We start from the raw sequence: 15,572 nt of genomic DNA, 5'->3' as shown, positions 1-15,572 counted from the left end.
CATGCCAAGCAATTTTTATCGTCAATGAATGCCCCGCAAGCAACTTCAAGCCACTGTCCTAACCGAGGACTTGCCGCATAACTACATATTACAGGTCAACTTTCTATATAAAACTCTCCAGAGTAACGATATGGGTCAACTTTCTGTATATCTGAACTTCCCCCATACATATATACCATAATAGCCGAAAACCCTTATCCATCAATGGATGCACCCCCTTAACTTTTCTTAATGTACCCATGTAAAAGGTCGATTCCTTGAAGAGTCATCCGCGTACATAAATCTCTCATACTGACGAGGCTTTTATCTAGAGCGAAACCTATCCAACTGGACACGAAGGTAAATGTACTATAGCAATTCTTGGAGCTATGAGGTACAATGGAAAGCAAATAGACAAATAATAGAACTTACCAGCTTCCTATGAGACCCTATTCCGTAGATTTTCGCCAAAAAATTATCGATGTCTGGAAGAAAGAAAAAATTTCCATTCGAGGACTAGCTCAGAGATTTGACGTGGCCAAAAGCTTTATTCAGAAGTTATTGAAGCAACATAAAGAAACAGGAGATATCCGTCCTCGTCCGCAAGGGGGAAGTCCGCCAACCAAGTTAAATAGTGAACAATTGATAATTTTAATAGAAATCATCGAAGCTAACAATGATGCAACTCTCGAAGAATTATCGGACTTACTGTATGAAAAGACACAGGTGAAAGTCAGTAGAGCCACCTTGGGGCGGCTGACGCAAAAACTCAATTATAGTTTCAAAAAAAAACACTACACGCGGCGGAAAAAGAAAGTGACAGGGTACAGCAAAAAAGAGTGGAATACTGGTCAGAAGTTCGGGAAATTGAGGCATCAAAACTAATTTTTATCGATGAATCGGGGGTAAATTTAGCCCTTTTGAGACTCTATGCTAGAGCCTTAATTGGCCAAAGAGCTAGGGGAAGAAAACCACAAAAAAGAGGGAGAAATATTTCAATAATTAGTGCTATAAGCTTAGAAAAAGTTGTCGCATCAGTCAACATATACGGTGCAGTGGATGCGGTAACATTTGAAGGATTTATTCTGAAGGAAGTGCTGCCAAAAATTAAAGAAGGAGACTGTCTGATCATGGATAACGCCAAGATTCATCTCGGAGAAATGGTCAGAGAAATAATCGAACAAGAAAAAGCTAGACTCATCTATTTACCTCCTTATTCTCCCGAATTCTCTCCTATTGAAAACTTTTGGTCAAAAGTCAAAGCGATGTTAAGAAAACTAAAGGCGAGAACTTACAAAGACTTAATAGAAGGGATTGAATTGGCTATGTTAGAAGTTACTCAAAAAGATATTCGCAATTGGTTTACTCACTGTTGCTACTGTACCTCATAAGTCAGAGAATTGCTATAATCGCCCTCTTAGTCATTTTTGGGCAGTGGATTGAGAGTATCTTTTATGAGTTTTGAAAAATTTGTCATCAGGGCAAACTCACTATTGTGAGGGTAATAAGTTGTCTAGATTCTATCTATAATAGCATTTTTTGTCTCGCTTTTCTCAACGTTCAACACTTCTGGGAGGGAAGTTATCGTTTTTCTAAGATAACTCGACCGACCCAACTGCAACAAAAAGCGTTAGATTTATTGGAAGTTTCCCTGATTTGTACCCAGTAACGGGGCGCTGGAAATTCTCTTAATCCCTTCTACAGCACAGGTTATGGCTTTTTGTCAACGGGGAAGTCCAGATATCAAAAATAGTATGATCGCCATCGCTGTAGTAGTCAAGTCAAGTAGGGTGCGTTAGGCAATCCCTTGTTTTCAGGGAAAAAATCAAGGCTCTCTTAGGTTTAGTGGCTAAAATATATTCTAAGATACAGTCCTGCTGGCGAGGGAATGGAAGGAACCAGAGAGACACAGAGGACACAAAGATCGATCGATCATAATGTAAGTTAAACTTATTACATAGAACTTAGAAGAGCCGACTCTTTCGTCTCAACAAGCAATTTAAATTACGAACAGCTTATTAAAGATAAACCTATTATGTCTAAGATTTATCGTCTTGCTCAAGGCCATTTAAATCTATTGGAAACCTGTCCACCGAGATTTCAAAAAGTCTATCTAGAGGAACTTAACACACCAGCTGACCCCGGGCAATTGCAGCGGCAAGAATGGGGCAGTCAGTTTCACTTATTGTTACAGCAGCGGGAATTAGGGATGCCGATCGCGTCTCTATTACGGGAAAATGAACAGTTAGAACATTGTTTAACAGCCTTATTAAAGGCTGCCCCGGCAATTGCCCAAAATCCAGGAGAAGCTAATCGAGAAGCGGAACATTGTCGCAGTTTAACTGTGGGTAATTATTTACTAACGGTTATCTATGATTTAATTTTATTAGAGAGCGATCGAGCGGTAATTTTTGACTGGAAAACCTACTTAAAACCTACTGATGCCGACAAACTAGCCAAAAATTGGCAGACGAGACTTTATCTCTATGTTTTGGGAGAAACTTCTGCTTATCCTCTTGATAGTTTATCGATGACCTATTGGTTTGTGCAGTTGCCCCGCAGCCCCGAACAAATTACTTTTAACTATAATCAGAAACTACACCAACAGACAGGGCGAGATTTACGCCGTTTATTAAAGGAGCTTGATCGTTATCTATCGGCATACCAAAATGATTTAGTTAATTTTCCCCATCGTCCCGATTGTCAGCTTCATTGTCCCTATTATCTTAGACAAGAGCGATCGGAGAAAATAGAGTTACCCTCGATCGAGGATATCCCTGAAATCAATCCTTTTGTCTAATTTTGCCGATGTCGTCAGGAGACAGGAGACTCCCAGACAGGAGATTATTTTTATTTACTCTTCCCACACCCTACACCCCACACCCCACTTCTCCGCTCCCCAGTTGATAATTCATAATTCATAATTGATAATTCCTACACCCCACTTCTCTGCTCCCCACCACCCTATTCTCGATAATTGTTCTTCCCCGCTGCGTTAACCATGGTCGATAATAACAAAAGAAGATCGATCGCTTGCGCTCATGACTGGCAACCACTACCAAACCTTAGAAATCAGCCATAAATCGACCCCTGACGAGATTAAACAGGCCTATCGGCGTTTAGCCAGACAATTCCATCCCGATAGTCAAAACGATAGTGCCAGTCACGATAAAATCGTCGCTATTAACGCCGCCTACGAGATTTTAAGCGATCCGAGGCTAAGAAAGGACTATGATAACCAACTAATCGGCAATTCTCCCCGCAGCCAACGCACGGCCGCAGCCCAAGCAAATTATCATCGTTACAAAGAAGCAGTCCAGGAAGACGAGGCCTTGGTCAAACAGTGGTATAACCAGACCTATAGCCCGATTAATCGCCTGATTGGTCAAATTATCCGGCCTCTCAAAGGTCAGATCGATCACCTATCTGCTGATCCCTTCGATGATCAGTTAATGGCTGTTTTTCAAGACTATCTAGAAACCTGTCGCCAAAATCTCGATCGAGCCAAAACCCTGTTTTCTCAAAGGCCTAACCCTGCCAAAATGGCCAGAGTGGCCGCTTCTCTTTACTACTGTCTCAATCATCTCAGTGATGGACTAGAAGAATTAAAAACCTTTACCCTTAACTACGACGATCACTCTCTCCATACGGGCCAAGAAATGTTCCGCATGGCCCAGCGTTTACAGGTGGAAGCTAAACAGATAGCTAGTCAGTGCCGAAATTAGACTTCTTGTAAAAATCACAAATTGTTGTTAGGGTGAGGCTTCGGCTGTGAACTCAGCGTTCAACTGAGGGTTCGACAAAAGCTCACCACCGAAGTCTCGCCGAACGTCCGATGTCCGAACCGCCGAACGGAGTCAGTAGCCAGTGGTCAGTAGTTAGGAGAATTAAGAATGAATAATAATCGATTAAATGGTCTATTTACAGATTTTATGCAGTTTAATCCTTATTTTTGCCGTTTTTGAACCCTGAAAAATTAATTATGCAAGAGGTTTATTAAATCTCTAGCCATGGGCAAAAAAAAAGACGAAAATAGATCAAGACCAGATTTACCCAATCCTAGCTTAACCCCGATGAGAGACAAACAATCAGAAATTACCAATATATCCACCACTAGAGATTCTGATCTTTATTCCTTACCTCCGGCCGTCCAACGGGCTGCTAATATCCTTTTACGTCAGGGAAGAATCGGTTTTTGGACGCAGATTGTCCTAGGCGTAATTTCAGGGGTTTTATTACTCATTGCTACCGCCAGTTTATTAGGGACGAGACAACGCACTTCTGGTATTGAAATCGGTGTTTTATGTGCCATTGGTGGGGCTTGTTTCTTAGTGGTAGCCATTTTCTTTTCTTCTCGTTACATGAAAATTGCCCGTCAAATGTTGAGGGGTGATGAGGATAGTCGCCCGAAAAAGTCCGATACTATCCAGTTAATCCGTCAGGGTTTAATCGCTAATATTATTGGGATGTTTTTAACTATTTTGGGAGCGCAAGCGTTAGCGGGAATCGTCTTAATTAAATCCCTCAATGTTCCCCAAGGTACTTTTAATGTTGCCTCTAACCCCAGTCAATTTGTTAATTCTGTTGACCTGTTAATTGTGCAGGCTAATACTAATACAATTCTCGCTCACTTTACTGGTATAGTTACCTCTTTGTGGCTTCTTAATCGTATTACTTCTAAATAAATATGACCATGCAACGCACTCGTTTAAGTACGCTGGCTAATGTTACCAGCAGTCGATTTAATAGCTTTTTTAGTAATCCTTGGCGACGGATTTCTCTCCAAATAATTTGTGTTTTATTTGGAGTTTTTTCTGGTCAAGCAATTGTCACCACTGCCGGTCAAACTGCTCAATGGGATGTCACCGGTGCCGGTTTATTGCTGCTGTTTACGGAGGCAATTAGCTGGATTGCTTACCGAAAAAGTTCCCAGGCTAAACCCGCACCAATTCTGCGAGAATCTTTCAATTTACTAAAAATTGGTATTACCTATAGTTTGTTTCTAGAAGCCTTTAAAATTGGCTCTTAAATATTTAATCCTCTCTGCCTTTTTCCTGGCGTTGTCACATAAAGAGATGAGAAGGCAAAATAAATAGAAACTCAATGAAGAGAAGAAAACGATGAAATGTCCAGAATGTAAAAGTGACCACATCAATAAAAATGGTCATCGTGGTCAAAAACAAAACCATATATGTGTAAACTGTGGTCGTCAGTTGGCTCTTCTAGGTTCTGTGTGATAAGTTTAACTTACATAATGATCGATCAATCTTTGTGTCCTTTGTGTCTTTAGTGGTTCGTTCCACTCCCTCGCTAGGAGTAATGTATCCTAGAATACATTTTGCCCAGCAAACCTAAGAGAGTCGTCAGTTCATCCATAGCTATGAAACCAAGGGCTATAGCGATGATGTGAAGCGCACCCGTCTGAAAATGTATGTAAATGGCATGGGATTTCGAGGCATTGAGAGAGTGACGGGAGTCTCACGAATAACTATTATGGATTGGGTTAAACAAGTGGGAAAACTGCCGCCTGATTCCCATAACTCAGAAACGATTCCAGAAGTGGGAGAACTAGATGAATTAGAGACCTTTATTGCAAAAAAAAGAACAAAATCTAGATATGGACAGCTGTTGACCACTTTCGAGATGGAATTCTTGGATGGGTAAGCTGATAGCTAAAAAAACTGATAACTGATAACCCCGGAGAAAATATAATTGTAGCTACCTACCCATTCCAGATTAATTCCTATGGCAGAAGAAACCACCACCCCGGCAACTCCGGCAGCAGAAACAGAAAAACCGGCCAAACCTGCGGCTGCTAAAAAGCCCAAGGAGCCTACCGTCGAAGAAAAACCCTTTGCTGAATTTATTGAGCAGCATTTTCAGCCCGCACTAGCGGCAGCCTTGCAAAAGCTGGGTATAACTGATATTAAGCTATCCTTTAAACAGGATAAAATTCCTGGGCAGGGCTTTTCTAGCTCTCCCTGTTGGCAGTTAACCGGCAACTGGCTCCAGGGAATGCGTCAATTTAGCATTTATTTTCCGGAAGAAGACATCAATGGTAAAAAAGCTTTTTCGCAAGCTGAGGGTGGAGCTCAACCTAGTACTATTGAATCATTTATGATCGATGAAAGGAAAGTTAGTCTTGATTTACTCTTGTTTTACACCCTGCAACGGCTTAACGGTCAAAAGTGGTTGACCAGAAACTAAAATTACTGAGGATTAGCGATCGAGAAGGGGGGTAAAATGAGCATAGATGACCACTGCTTATCGATCGCCAATAGTAATTATGCGTGTATTTGTACTACTTTTTAACGCAGGCACAGAAAACGAAGGTATCCACACGATTCAAATGGGAGCTATCAATAAGGTGTTAATGTTTGAATCGGAAGATGATGCCACCCGTTATGCTCTGCTGTTAGAGGCACAGGATTTTCCGACTCCCACGGTAGAGAAAATTGATTCGGAGGAAGTGGCAGAATTTTGTCGCGGCGCTGGTTATCAAGCGGAAATGATTGAAGCGGGTATGTTGGTGATTCCCCCCGAAAGCAATGCCTCAGAGTTGGATTGGCAAAAAGAGGAAGTCCCCCCCGCTGAGGAGGAGTTCTCCGAGATTCCCGATGCGGAGTTGGACAGCATCCGTCGTCGTCTCGAAGGACTTTTGTAATAAAATTCTTGTAAAAATCGAAAATTGTCCTGCTTGGTTAGGAGAAAGGAGACAGGCTTCGGCCGTGAGCTCAGCGTTCGACTGAGCGTTCGACAAAAGCTCACGCCGAAGTCCGAACAGAGACAGTATTCAGGAGTTAGAAGTAATCTACTCCCGTTAAAGCGTCAGCTTAACGGGAGCTTTCTATAACCCTGAACTTATCGGGCAAGCCAATACATTCGGATTTCTGGGTTGGATTACACTGACTCCCCAAAAGTCTAATCATCTGGCTACCGTTTGCGTCTGCGTCACCGCTCCAACCACAAGCCTTATTGCTACACTTAAACGATTTCCCGCTTCTAATTCCGATATGTAGGCAACAATGACAAGTTTGAAAGATATATCATGGATTAACCGCGATGACCTCAACTCCTTCTTTAATGCCTTTGTATTCGAGAAATTGTCGAAGCTGATAAAAAGTCCAAGAGTTAGACCGCCTTCTTTCGGTCTTAAAACCGAAAAGTTCGAGCGTCGCAATCGAAACTTGTCGGAGCAAAGTTCTTGACCTTCTTCCCCTTCTGTTTTGCTGTCAAACGATTAGCCGCCACCCGACCGCAAGCTCTGACAACGTGGTTAGCCGTCAATCCGAACCGATCCTTAACGTCCTGATAGCAGACAGCTTGAATCGAGTTCCGGTTAGTCAGCCAGGGATTGACGTTCTCGTTAATCCAGTTACAAGCTGACGCAAAAACCGAACAGATATCGGACAACAATTTTTGCTGTTCGCTACCCACTTGAAGCTTGACTACTAGAGTCATACTAAATCCGTTGAGTACAGGCTAGTTATGAGGAGAGGCAAAAGGCAGAAGGGAATAAATAATCAGTTTTTAATAACCAGATTTAGTATCGGGACTTGTTCTACGGTTCCAGAAAACTCACCAAGGTGAAGCATCACATATTGAGCGTTGATGCGCTAGGCACGCTTTGTACTGGTCAACATTCCTCCCCCGCTAACCAGATGGGTCTAACAGAGGGAGAATGCCGACATTTAAGGTGAGTTTTTGTACACTTGTATTAGTATGATTTTTGAGCCTCAAGGAGACAAGAAGGCCCAAGGACTGGTTACAATCAAGGATGAATAATTTTTCGATCGATGTCATCTAAAAATAATCATGCGTCTCTTACACACCATGCTCCGGGTCAATAACTTGCAGGAATCTCTACAATTTTACTGCGATGTTCTAGGAATGAAGTTACTGCGCCAGAAAGACTATCCTAATGGTCAATTTACTCTGGCTTTTGTCGGTTATGGCGATGAGGCTAATCATGCTGTCATCGAACTGACCTATAATTGGGGAGTTGATCGCTACGAAGTCGGTAACGCTTACGGTCATATTGCCCTAGGCGTGGATGATATCTATAGCACCTGTGAGAAAATTAAAGGTCTTGGTGGCAATGTTACCAGGGAACCAGGCCCGATGAAACACGGTTCTACGGTGATTGCTTTCGTGGAAGATCCTAATGGCTACAAGATCGAGTTAATTCAACTGGGAACCCAAGCTGCTGCCGTGGCTACGGCTTAAATTTATTATCGTCAAAAGCTTATGTCTGTTGAAATTGAACGGAAGTTTCTGGTTAAAGGGGATCACTGGCGCTCGCTGGCGACCAGCAAGTTGTATCGTCAAGGATATATTCCTACCCAAGAGGGATTGACAACTGTGCGAGTTCGTGTGGTTGGAGAGCGGGGTTATTTAACCATTAAAGGTAAGACTGAGGGCATTAGTCGCCAAGAATTCGAGTATGCAATTCCCCTAGAAGATGCGGAGATCATGTTAGAAAACCTCTGTAAGAAACCTTTAATTGAAAAGATTCGTCATCGCATTTCTCTGGATAATTTAACTTGGGAAGTTGATGAATTTTTGGGGGATAATCAAGGTTTGATTATGGCTGAAATTGAGTTAGAACAAGAGGATCAAGTCATTACTATTCCTGATTGGATCGGCGAAGAAGTCACGGGAGATGAGCGATACTACAATAGCAATTTACAGAAATTTCCCTATAAAATGTGGTGATTGTAGTATTAATTTACTCCCAGTTTAACTCTGGGTAGATACGGCTTTTTCGGCTTCGTTTAGCTTATTCGTTACCCGTCGGAGAACGCCATTAATAAAGCGATAACCTTCATCATCAGAATAACGTTTGGCTAATTCGATCGCCTCATTAATTGCTACTTTTTGAGGTATATCGAGATAGAGCATTTCTGCCACGGCAATTTGCAGGATATCCCGATCGATTCTTGGTAAACGATGCAGTTGCCAATCCACTAAAGCGCTGGTTAATTCCTGTTCAATTTCCGCACGACGACGATAGACTGTACCGATTAATTCTAGGGCATATTCCCGCACTTCGTACTGACTAGATAACTGGACAATTTCGGGAAAATCTATCACGGTTCCTAAACGATTAATGGCATTATGGGTAAGAGAAATTGCTTCTTTTACCATAGTTTGGGCGCTTTTTAGATTTGTTGCCTTAGTATCACTAGCGAGAATCCGTTCATTACCACGACTAATTTCAGCAGCAGCGGTTTCTAGGGTTTCTTGAATTTCTAGGGTTAAGGTTCTAACTGCGACTAAAATTAAATCGTTTAAAGTTTGCTGTTCTAGGTTTTCAGGATTGCCTTTAATCTGACTTAAACTCAAAAGGGCAAGTTCTCGAGCAATGCGACGGGGTTGTTGACGGGGAGGCATATAAATTTAGAAGGAGAGGAAAGAAAATTATACAACTTTATCGATCGCTATTCGGTTTGGTTAATTTTTCTCGGCGATCAATTTTTGACTAACTTCTATTCTAGCATAAAAGCTGCCAAGATTTAACTTTTCAAGTTTTAATTAGACAAAAGACAATATCTATCTTGAATCTCCCCTAATTTAGTCTCAGCTTCTTGAGCATTAATGGCTAATTGGGCAAACTCTAGAAAGCGTTTTAATTCCTTGCGTAATAAATTCCTTTCTACTTCCCAGGTTTCTCGATCTAAGGTGGGTGGCATAACGATCATATCAAATAAAGTCGCCTGTTTTTTATCAGGATGGGGGCGCAATATTCGCCCGCGACGCTGAATAAATTGGCGAGGATTACCACTACTAGCCAGAATAACTGCGTTTTGAATTGAGGGCAGATCTACTCCTTCATCTAAACATCTAATTGCCACTAATCCTTGCAGATAACCCTCCTCAAATTGTTGGCGAATTTTTTCTCGTTCTTCTAGGGAAGTTTCTGCGGTGTAGGTAGCAACTCGATAACCTAATTGATTGCCCAATAAATGAGTAACAGCCTCTACCTGACGACGATAATTAGCCGTATAATTTTCTACATAACCATCCCCACAATAAAATAAGGTATGATCCGTATCTAAACGCTCTTGCATTAGTTGTTGTAAAGCCTGTAATTTATTACTCGCTGAGCCAATTAATCGCGATCTTTGCATTAACAGTGCTGTTAAATTTTCATTGCCATTTAAATTACTATTTTTCTGCAAAGTCCAGCCAATTTTCTGGGTCAATTTTGCGTATAATAAAGCTTCATTATCGGTTAATTCAACCAAGATTGGATAATAAAAATAATTGACTAAAGCACCTTTACTAATAGCATCAGCTAGGGTAAATTCTGGTTGTAGAATTTGTCCAAAATAATCAAGAATAGCGTCGGTTCCTTCCTCATCAAAATATCTTTCAGGAGTGGCAGATAAAGCCAATCTTAGACCTAAAGAACGAGGTAATAACTCTTCTAATCGGGGGGAACCTAAATTATGGGCTTCATCACCAACGATTAAAGTTTTATCGGGAAAAAATTTGATTTGTGATTGAAACCCCTCGCTAATAAAAGTTGAGTTAGTAGTTAAAATAGTGACAAATTTTTGATTACCCGCTTGCACATTATATAATTCTGTGGATAGTTGACTTTGCCATGTATGGACACTTTCGTAGGCTAAAATCGGTTTAAGATTAAATTTTTCCGCTTCTCGTTGCCATTGATTGACTAGGTGACAATAGGGACAAATTACTAATAATACTTGCAGTTCAATCGCTTCGTAAAGTTCCATGGCAATAGCTAAAGCAGTAATAGTTTTACCGCTGCCAGTGGCCATTTTTAAAGTTCCTCGTCCCCGATTACGAAACCAACTGATAATCGCTGTATTTTGGTAGTCTCTCAATTCTAAATTGGGAGGAATTCTAGGAATACCCGAGGGATTAACTCGATAGAATCCTCGCAATTCAGCAACTTGCTTGATTTTGCGGGAACTGAGAAAATCTCTAGTTATTTTTTCCCAATCTATCCAGCAACTATTCATAGGACCTCTTGTAAAAATCAAAAATTGTTGTTAGGGTTAGAAGTCAGTAGTCAGAAGATTGTTTTTATTTATGGCGTTGTTCAAAACCTTGCGTTTTCATCGGCCCGCGTCTTGTAGGGGTGAAGCATTCGGCCAATAACCTATCGGTGAAACCGGAGATTTTCTATCCGAATGCTTCGTCCGTACTTTTTCAGCAAACCCTAAATAGTTTTGGTATAGATTTAAAAATAGCATAAAGCCAAAAATTTTAAAGCTCAAGGTTGCTACCTATAGAATGGGGATGGACTAAAAAGACCATCCCACAACTATCAAACCACTCTTAACTGTTATCCTAGAAACCTAGGGAACGATTAGGATAATTTACCTGGTCGCTACTTCTTCTTTTTGGGGAGTGTTTTGCCGAAGTTTTTCTTGATCTTGGCGACGTTTTTTAGCATAAAGTTGGATTGTCACTGCCATTAATACCACTAAAGCTACAATTAACCAAGTGGTCAAATCGAGGGGTAATTGATTCTTAAATACTGCCAAAAGGACAATAACTACCAATAACAGGGTTGGTGCTTCATTTAAGGCCCGAAATTGCTGTCCCGTCCAATTACATTCCCCTTTTTCTAGCTTTTTCATGATGCGACCACAGTAGAAATGATAGAGCAGTAAAAGAGCCACAAAGGATAATTTAATATGTAACCATCCCGATTTTAAAATTTCCGGTTCTGTGGAGATTAAACCGATCGCCATGGCCACGGTGACAATCATCCCCGGTGTGGTAATGATATTGTAGAGTCGCTTCTCCATGATCTCGTATTGTGCTTTCAGAATAGCTTGTGCGGGTTCCGTTTCTGTTGCTGCCTCCGCATGATAGACAAACAAACGTACTAAATAAAATAGTCCCGCAAACCAAACAACTACCCCAATCAGATGAAATGCTTTAAACCAATAGTAAGCCATAGTCTATATTGTGATGTGAGTCCCGAATTAATTAGTCTAAGAGTTATCCATACTTTCCCAGACTATCCCTATACAAAAGTTTAGACGGAAAATAGAAGTTGGGGAGCAGGAATTATGAATTATGAATTATGAATTATGGCTCTTCGTTACTTGGTATGGTTCTATAGGAGGCATAAATCGACTAAATCCTTTAAATCCTTATCTGGCAAGAGATTTAATTGATCAGTTCGCTCTAGATCAAAAATAATTGACAAAAATCGCTAAATGCTTCTCTATATAAGGGTTCCATCCCTTATAGCCCCCGTCCATTGCATAACACAAACCGAAAAGCCTGAATTATGAAGTGGGGGGTAGGGAGAAGGGAAGTGGGAAGTGGGAAGTGGGGGAATTTCAACTAAAACCCTAAACCCCTAAATCCCCAAAACCCTAAACCCCTAAATCCCCCCGCAACGCGCACGCAGTGACCACCCTATCTCCTGACTACTGACTTCTAACCCAATGTGGGAAAAGATAAGCAAAAATTATTCATTGACTCCAAAAACTTGAGAATATTTAAATTAACATTCCGCAATATTTACAAATTCTTAAGAATTTATTGAGAAAGATTTTTATTTAACAACGATGTTACGCTGGTTACAGCGATTTGATAGAATTTCATAGTGGGTTGTTCTATGCTTTTTTTGGCAGCAACGATTGAAACCCTTACCAAACCTAGAAGGTGATCCTAATTAAGACAGGTAAATGAGTCAATTTGACCCACAACGATGATCTTTTTTTTGTGTAGTTTTATTGCAAAAAAAAAGTTTTTTTGACAAAAAGCACAAAGTGTGAATTGTGAATTATGAATTATGAATTATGCTGACAGGGGGACAAGACATCTCAAAGCGTTGTCCACAAAGGTTTTTAGGCTCCTCAGTTACAAATAGATACATCCCTTTCAGCCAAAAAGCTAACGAGAGAATCAGGGATTTGGGCGAGCTTATTAGAAATCTTTATCAACAATGGGGGGTGATCTGCATAGAACTTTTTCGCTCGAACACCCCAAAAAGCTTATGCTGTAAGGAGTTCAGCCAGCTTGTCCCCCTGTCAGTGAATTATGAATTATGAATTATGAAGTGGGGAGTGGGAAGAATAAATAAAAATAATCTCCTGACGACCGACTCCTGACTCCCATCTCCTATCTCCTGACGACGGATAGCTAATTATCTAAGAGCAAAGGTCGCAGAAAACCGCCATAATTCTCGTCATCTGTACCGATAAAGACTTCTACTTCACCTCTAGGAGATTCTCTGGTGGTCAGCGCCTCCACTTTGGAACCGTCGATTTCTGCAATTTTTTGGGGATTAGGGGCAAGAATTAGGTGATTATCAGCTGTAACTTGACCAATACGATAAACAGCACTTCTAAACACCCCCGCATTATCTGGATCGTAAGCAGAAGCTATGTAGATATTACCTTGCTTATCTACGGCTAAATCAGAGATGAGGCGAATGTTTTTACCACTACCAAAAGGACTCCGAAAAGTTACCGACTGAAATTCCCCGAATTTTAAGGGATTGAACGAGATATCCGTCCAGCGAATCTTTGTACTCTCTTGACCATCAGCCCGTTCCGCGTAGATAAATAGATAACGATCGCCTTGCCGACTAACAGCGATCGCCTCTACATTTTCCACTGCAATCGGCCAGTTTATTTGCTCAACTATCTTGACTTTTTGCTGGCTGTATGCTGCTAAAAATAGTCTTTGAAAAGGTTTTTTCTCGCCACTTTCAGCCAACAGAAATAAATTAGTTTCTGGGATATGAGTAATACTTTCGAGATCGTTGCTCAATCCCTCTGGATTTGGCCAATCTACCCTTAAAACCTGCCATAATAGCGGTTTTTCCTGGGTAGGCAGCTGTAAAAGACTCAGCCTTGGTTGAGATGGATCACTTTTTTTGCCCTTATTTTTGGCATCGTGAACCCCTAGAAAAATATCTGCTTCTACCCAAGCTAAACCACTGAGATCTGGGAGATAAGTCTCCAGTCGTCTCGATTCTTGAGCAAAAGAGACCTGCACGGTCGAAAAAAAGAAAAATAGGACTAAAATCCCCGAAAAAACAGTTTTCAATCGGTCATTCTCCCTAAAAAATACTCTAAGTAGTCGTGCAAAATTAATTTCCTAGTGAAGATAGGCAAGAGGCAAGAGGCAAGAGCGGGGTTAGATATGTGTAATTAATTTTGCTTAGGTACTTATTGCACCTTTTGCCCCTATTGCCTCTCCTGATATGTAGCCTATACTCGCGGTCGCTGACGATGGTTCTATCATATCTGGCAAAAAATTGATTTGAAAATGCCCCGATGAAAGTGAATCAGTCGGTCGAACCCGCATTTCTAGAGGCAGAAACCAGCCAAAAAGCCACAAAACCAGAGGTAAGAACCACGAGAATAATTAACCCGACCACTAACCAAATATTTTTAGGTAATTGCTGTCTTGAAGCAGTGACGCTGATAGGAGGGGTGACTGAGACTTCTTCCTTAACCCGCAGCGAAGGAGAAGAGGGTGTAACCAGACGAGGACGAACTGGGATCAGGAAGGAGGGTTCCTCGATAGGATTTCTCTCGAAACCCTGTACCACTTTTTTTAATCGTCTTCCCTGAGCAACTACTGTCTCGATTTCCTGACGTAATTGCCGATTACTCTTGACAAGTCGCTGGTTTTGTGATTGTAGAAATTCCACCCGTGCTTGGGTAGTCTGCAATTCTTTGACTAATTCTCGATAGACCGAGAGGGGAACCGAGGGGCGACCGGTGCAACTCTGGGGTACTTGGGGGGAAATACGCGACGTAGTGGTCATGAAGTGACTAATTTAGGGCTTTTAAGGGGTAAAAATGACCCACCGGACCTGTTCCTTGACCGATAGCGAGGGAATGATCGAGGGCGTTAGTAACGTAATCCTTAGCTTTTTTCACCGCTATTTTCAGTTCATCACCCAAAGCGAGGTTAGCTGCGATCGCCGCCGACAGGGTACAACCAGTCCCGTGAGTATTAGTGGTTTCGACGCTTCTGGTCTTAAAAGTTTCCCATTTCTCCCCATCAAAGCAGATATCAACCCCACGCAGCCGTCCTTTCATGGCTCCCCCCTTCACTAATACTGGTGTGGCCGACTTCTGGAAAATAATTGCAGCGGCCGCTTTCATCGTCTCAAAATCATTGATCTCAATGCCACTTAAAAGCTGTGCTTCGTAACGATTAGGGGTAATAATCGAAGCCAGAGGAATTAAACTATCAAAAAGACTATCTATAGCCCGATCATCAATTAATTTGGCTCCTACCCGCGAAACCATAACCGGATCCACCACTAAACTGGTCAAACACCAACGCTCAATCGCCTCGGCCACTGCTTCAATAATCTCGCTACTAAACAGCATTCCCGTCTTAACCGCTGACACAGATAGATCCCTGACCACGGTATCGATTTGGGCCGTTACCATTTCTGGACTTAAGGACTCGACGCGCTCGACCCCTAGGGTATTTTGGGCGGTAACACAGGTAAGGGCGCTGGTGCCGTGAACTCGGTGGAAGGCGAAGGTTTTCAAATCCGCTTGAATTCCGGCACCGCCACCACTATCGGAACCGGCGATGGTGAGGGCAATGGCAGTCATAGGAGG

General features: G+C 41.7%; 17 protein-coding genes and 2 pseudogenes. 10 read left to right on the top strand and 9 right to left on the bottom strand.

From position 1 onward, the window contains the following. Positions 1-420 precede the first annotated feature (420 nt). From ACE3JL_RS18875 to ACE3JL_RS18840, 8 genes and pseudogenes are all read left to right on the top strand, one after another. A protein-coding gene (locus ACE3JL_RS18875) for an IS630-like element ISMae26 family transposase (protein WP_375327693.1) occupies positions 421-1,370 on the top strand; the annotation gives its coding sequence in 2 pieces (ribosomal slippage) (positions 421-763 and positions 763-1,370; 951 coding nt in all). Positions 1,371-2,014: 644 nt separating this feature from the next. Then, positions 2,015-2,779, top strand: coding sequence for a PD-(D/E)XK nuclease family protein (locus ACE3JL_RS18870; RefSeq protein ID WP_375328117.1), 765 nt, complete (start codon positions 2,015-2,017; stop codon positions 2,777-2,779). A gap of 241 nt (positions 2,780-3,020) precedes the next feature. Beyond that, entirely contained in the window at positions 3,021-3,704 is a 684-nt protein-coding gene (locus ACE3JL_RS18865) for a J domain-containing protein (RefSeq protein WP_271990410.1), read from the top strand. A 348-nt stretch (positions 3,705-4,052) separates the two neighbouring features. After that, complete coding sequence (locus tag ACE3JL_RS18860) at positions 4,053-4,664, top strand: DUF3611 family protein (RefSeq protein ID WP_334311261.1); 612 nt, start codon at positions 4,053-4,055, stop codon at positions 4,662-4,664. A gap of 2 nt (positions 4,665-4,666) precedes the next feature. After that, positions 4,667-5,008 carry a DUF565 domain-containing protein gene (locus ACE3JL_RS18855; protein ID WP_150978209.1) on the top strand — a complete coding sequence of 114 codons (342 nt, stop codon included), beginning with the start codon at positions 4,667-4,669 and terminating at the stop codon, positions 5,006-5,008. Positions 5,009-5,340: 332 nt separating this feature from the next. Beyond that, a pseudogene (locus tag ACE3JL_RS18850) lies at positions 5,341-5,642 on the top strand (IS1 family transposase); the annotation flags it as partial. Between the two features lie 82 nt (positions 5,643-5,724). Then, positions 5,725-6,186 carry a DUF2996 domain-containing protein gene (locus ACE3JL_RS18845; protein ID WP_271988243.1) on the top strand — a complete coding sequence of 154 codons (462 nt, stop codon included), beginning with the start codon at positions 5,725-5,727 and terminating at the stop codon, positions 6,184-6,186. Positions 6,187-6,265: 79 nt separating this feature from the next. Further along, entirely contained in the window at positions 6,266-6,643 is a 378-nt protein-coding gene (locus tag ACE3JL_RS18840) for a DUF3110 domain-containing protein (RefSeq protein WP_002795498.1), read from the top strand. A 169-nt stretch (positions 6,644-6,812) separates the two neighbouring features. Here ACE3JL_RS18840 and ACE3JL_RS18835 read toward each other — a convergent pair whose 3' ends face one another. Next, positions 6,813-6,986, bottom strand: a complete 174-nt coding sequence (locus ACE3JL_RS18835; protein WP_375329630.1) for a hypothetical protein — start codon at positions 6,984-6,986, stop codon at positions 6,813-6,815. Between the two features lie 145 nt (positions 6,987-7,131). Then, a complete protein-coding gene (locus ACE3JL_RS18830; RefSeq protein ID WP_271988242.1) occupies positions 7,132-7,440 on the bottom strand; it encodes a hypothetical protein in 309 nt (102 codons plus the stop codon). A 354-nt stretch (positions 7,441-7,794) separates the two neighbouring features. Between ACE3JL_RS18830 and gloA the strand changes: the two genes are divergently transcribed. Together gloA and ACE3JL_RS18820 are read left to right on the top strand one after the other, a co-directional pair. Next, positions 7,795-8,205, top strand: a complete 411-nt coding sequence (gene gloA, locus ACE3JL_RS18825; RefSeq protein ID WP_271988241.1) for a lactoylglutathione lyase — start codon at positions 7,795-7,797, stop codon at positions 8,203-8,205. A 21-nt stretch (positions 8,206-8,226) separates the two neighbouring features. After that, positions 8,227-8,694, top strand: coding sequence for a CYTH domain-containing protein (locus ACE3JL_RS18820; RefSeq protein WP_271988239.1), 468 nt, complete (start codon positions 8,227-8,229; stop codon positions 8,692-8,694). A gap of 24 nt (positions 8,695-8,718) precedes the next feature. On the opposite strand, the gene nusB is transcribed toward ACE3JL_RS18820, so the two are convergent. The 7 genes and pseudogenes from nusB to thiD all read right to left on the bottom strand — a co-directional run bounded on the left by nusB (position 8,719) and on the right by thiD (position 15,566). After that, a complete protein-coding gene (nusB, locus tag ACE3JL_RS18815) occupies positions 8,719-9,372 on the bottom strand; it encodes a transcription antitermination factor NusB (RefSeq protein ID WP_002789075.1) in 654 nt (217 codons plus the stop codon). 137 nt (positions 9,373-9,509) lie between these two features. Continuing rightward, positions 9,510-10,973, bottom strand: a complete 1,464-nt coding sequence (locus ACE3JL_RS18810) for a DNA phosphorothioation system restriction enzyme (protein ID WP_271988238.1) — start codon at positions 10,971-10,973, stop codon at positions 9,510-9,512. A gap of 360 nt (positions 10,974-11,333) precedes the next feature. Beyond that, complete coding sequence (gene hemJ / locus ACE3JL_RS18805; protein ID WP_002756136.1) at positions 11,334-11,921, bottom strand: protoporphyrinogen oxidase HemJ; 588 nt, start codon at positions 11,919-11,921, stop codon at positions 11,334-11,336. A 126-nt stretch (positions 11,922-12,047) separates the two neighbouring features. After that, positions 12,048-12,235 (bottom strand): annotated as a pseudogene (locus tag ACE3JL_RS18800) (hypothetical protein). A gap of 884 nt (positions 12,236-13,119) precedes the next feature. After that, positions 13,120-14,079, bottom strand: coding sequence for a hypothetical protein (locus ACE3JL_RS18795; protein WP_271988245.1), 960 nt, complete (start codon positions 14,077-14,079; stop codon positions 13,120-13,122). Between the two features lie 193 nt (positions 14,080-14,272). Next, positions 14,273-14,758 (bottom strand): bZIP transcription factor, encoded by a 486-nt coding sequence (locus ACE3JL_RS18790; protein ID WP_271988236.1) that lies wholly within the window; start codon positions 14,756-14,758, stop codon positions 14,273-14,275. Positions 14,759-14,765: 7 nt separating this feature from the next. Beyond that, on the bottom strand, positions 14,766-15,566 hold the full coding sequence (gene thiD / locus ACE3JL_RS18785) for a bifunctional hydroxymethylpyrimidine kinase/phosphomethylpyrimidine kinase (RefSeq protein ID WP_271988235.1): 801 nt from the start codon (positions 15,564-15,566) through the stop codon (positions 14,766-14,768). Between the last annotated feature and the right edge of the window lie 6 nt (positions 15,567-15,572).

It is taken from the genome of Microcystis sp. BLCC-F210 (assembly GCF_042134685.1).
GTDB lineage: Bacteria > Cyanobacteriota > Cyanobacteriia > Cyanobacteriales > Microcystaceae > Microcystis > Microcystis aeruginosa_D.
Note: the sequence above shows the minus strand (reverse complement) of the source record. Positions and strands in the feature narration are given on the sequence as shown.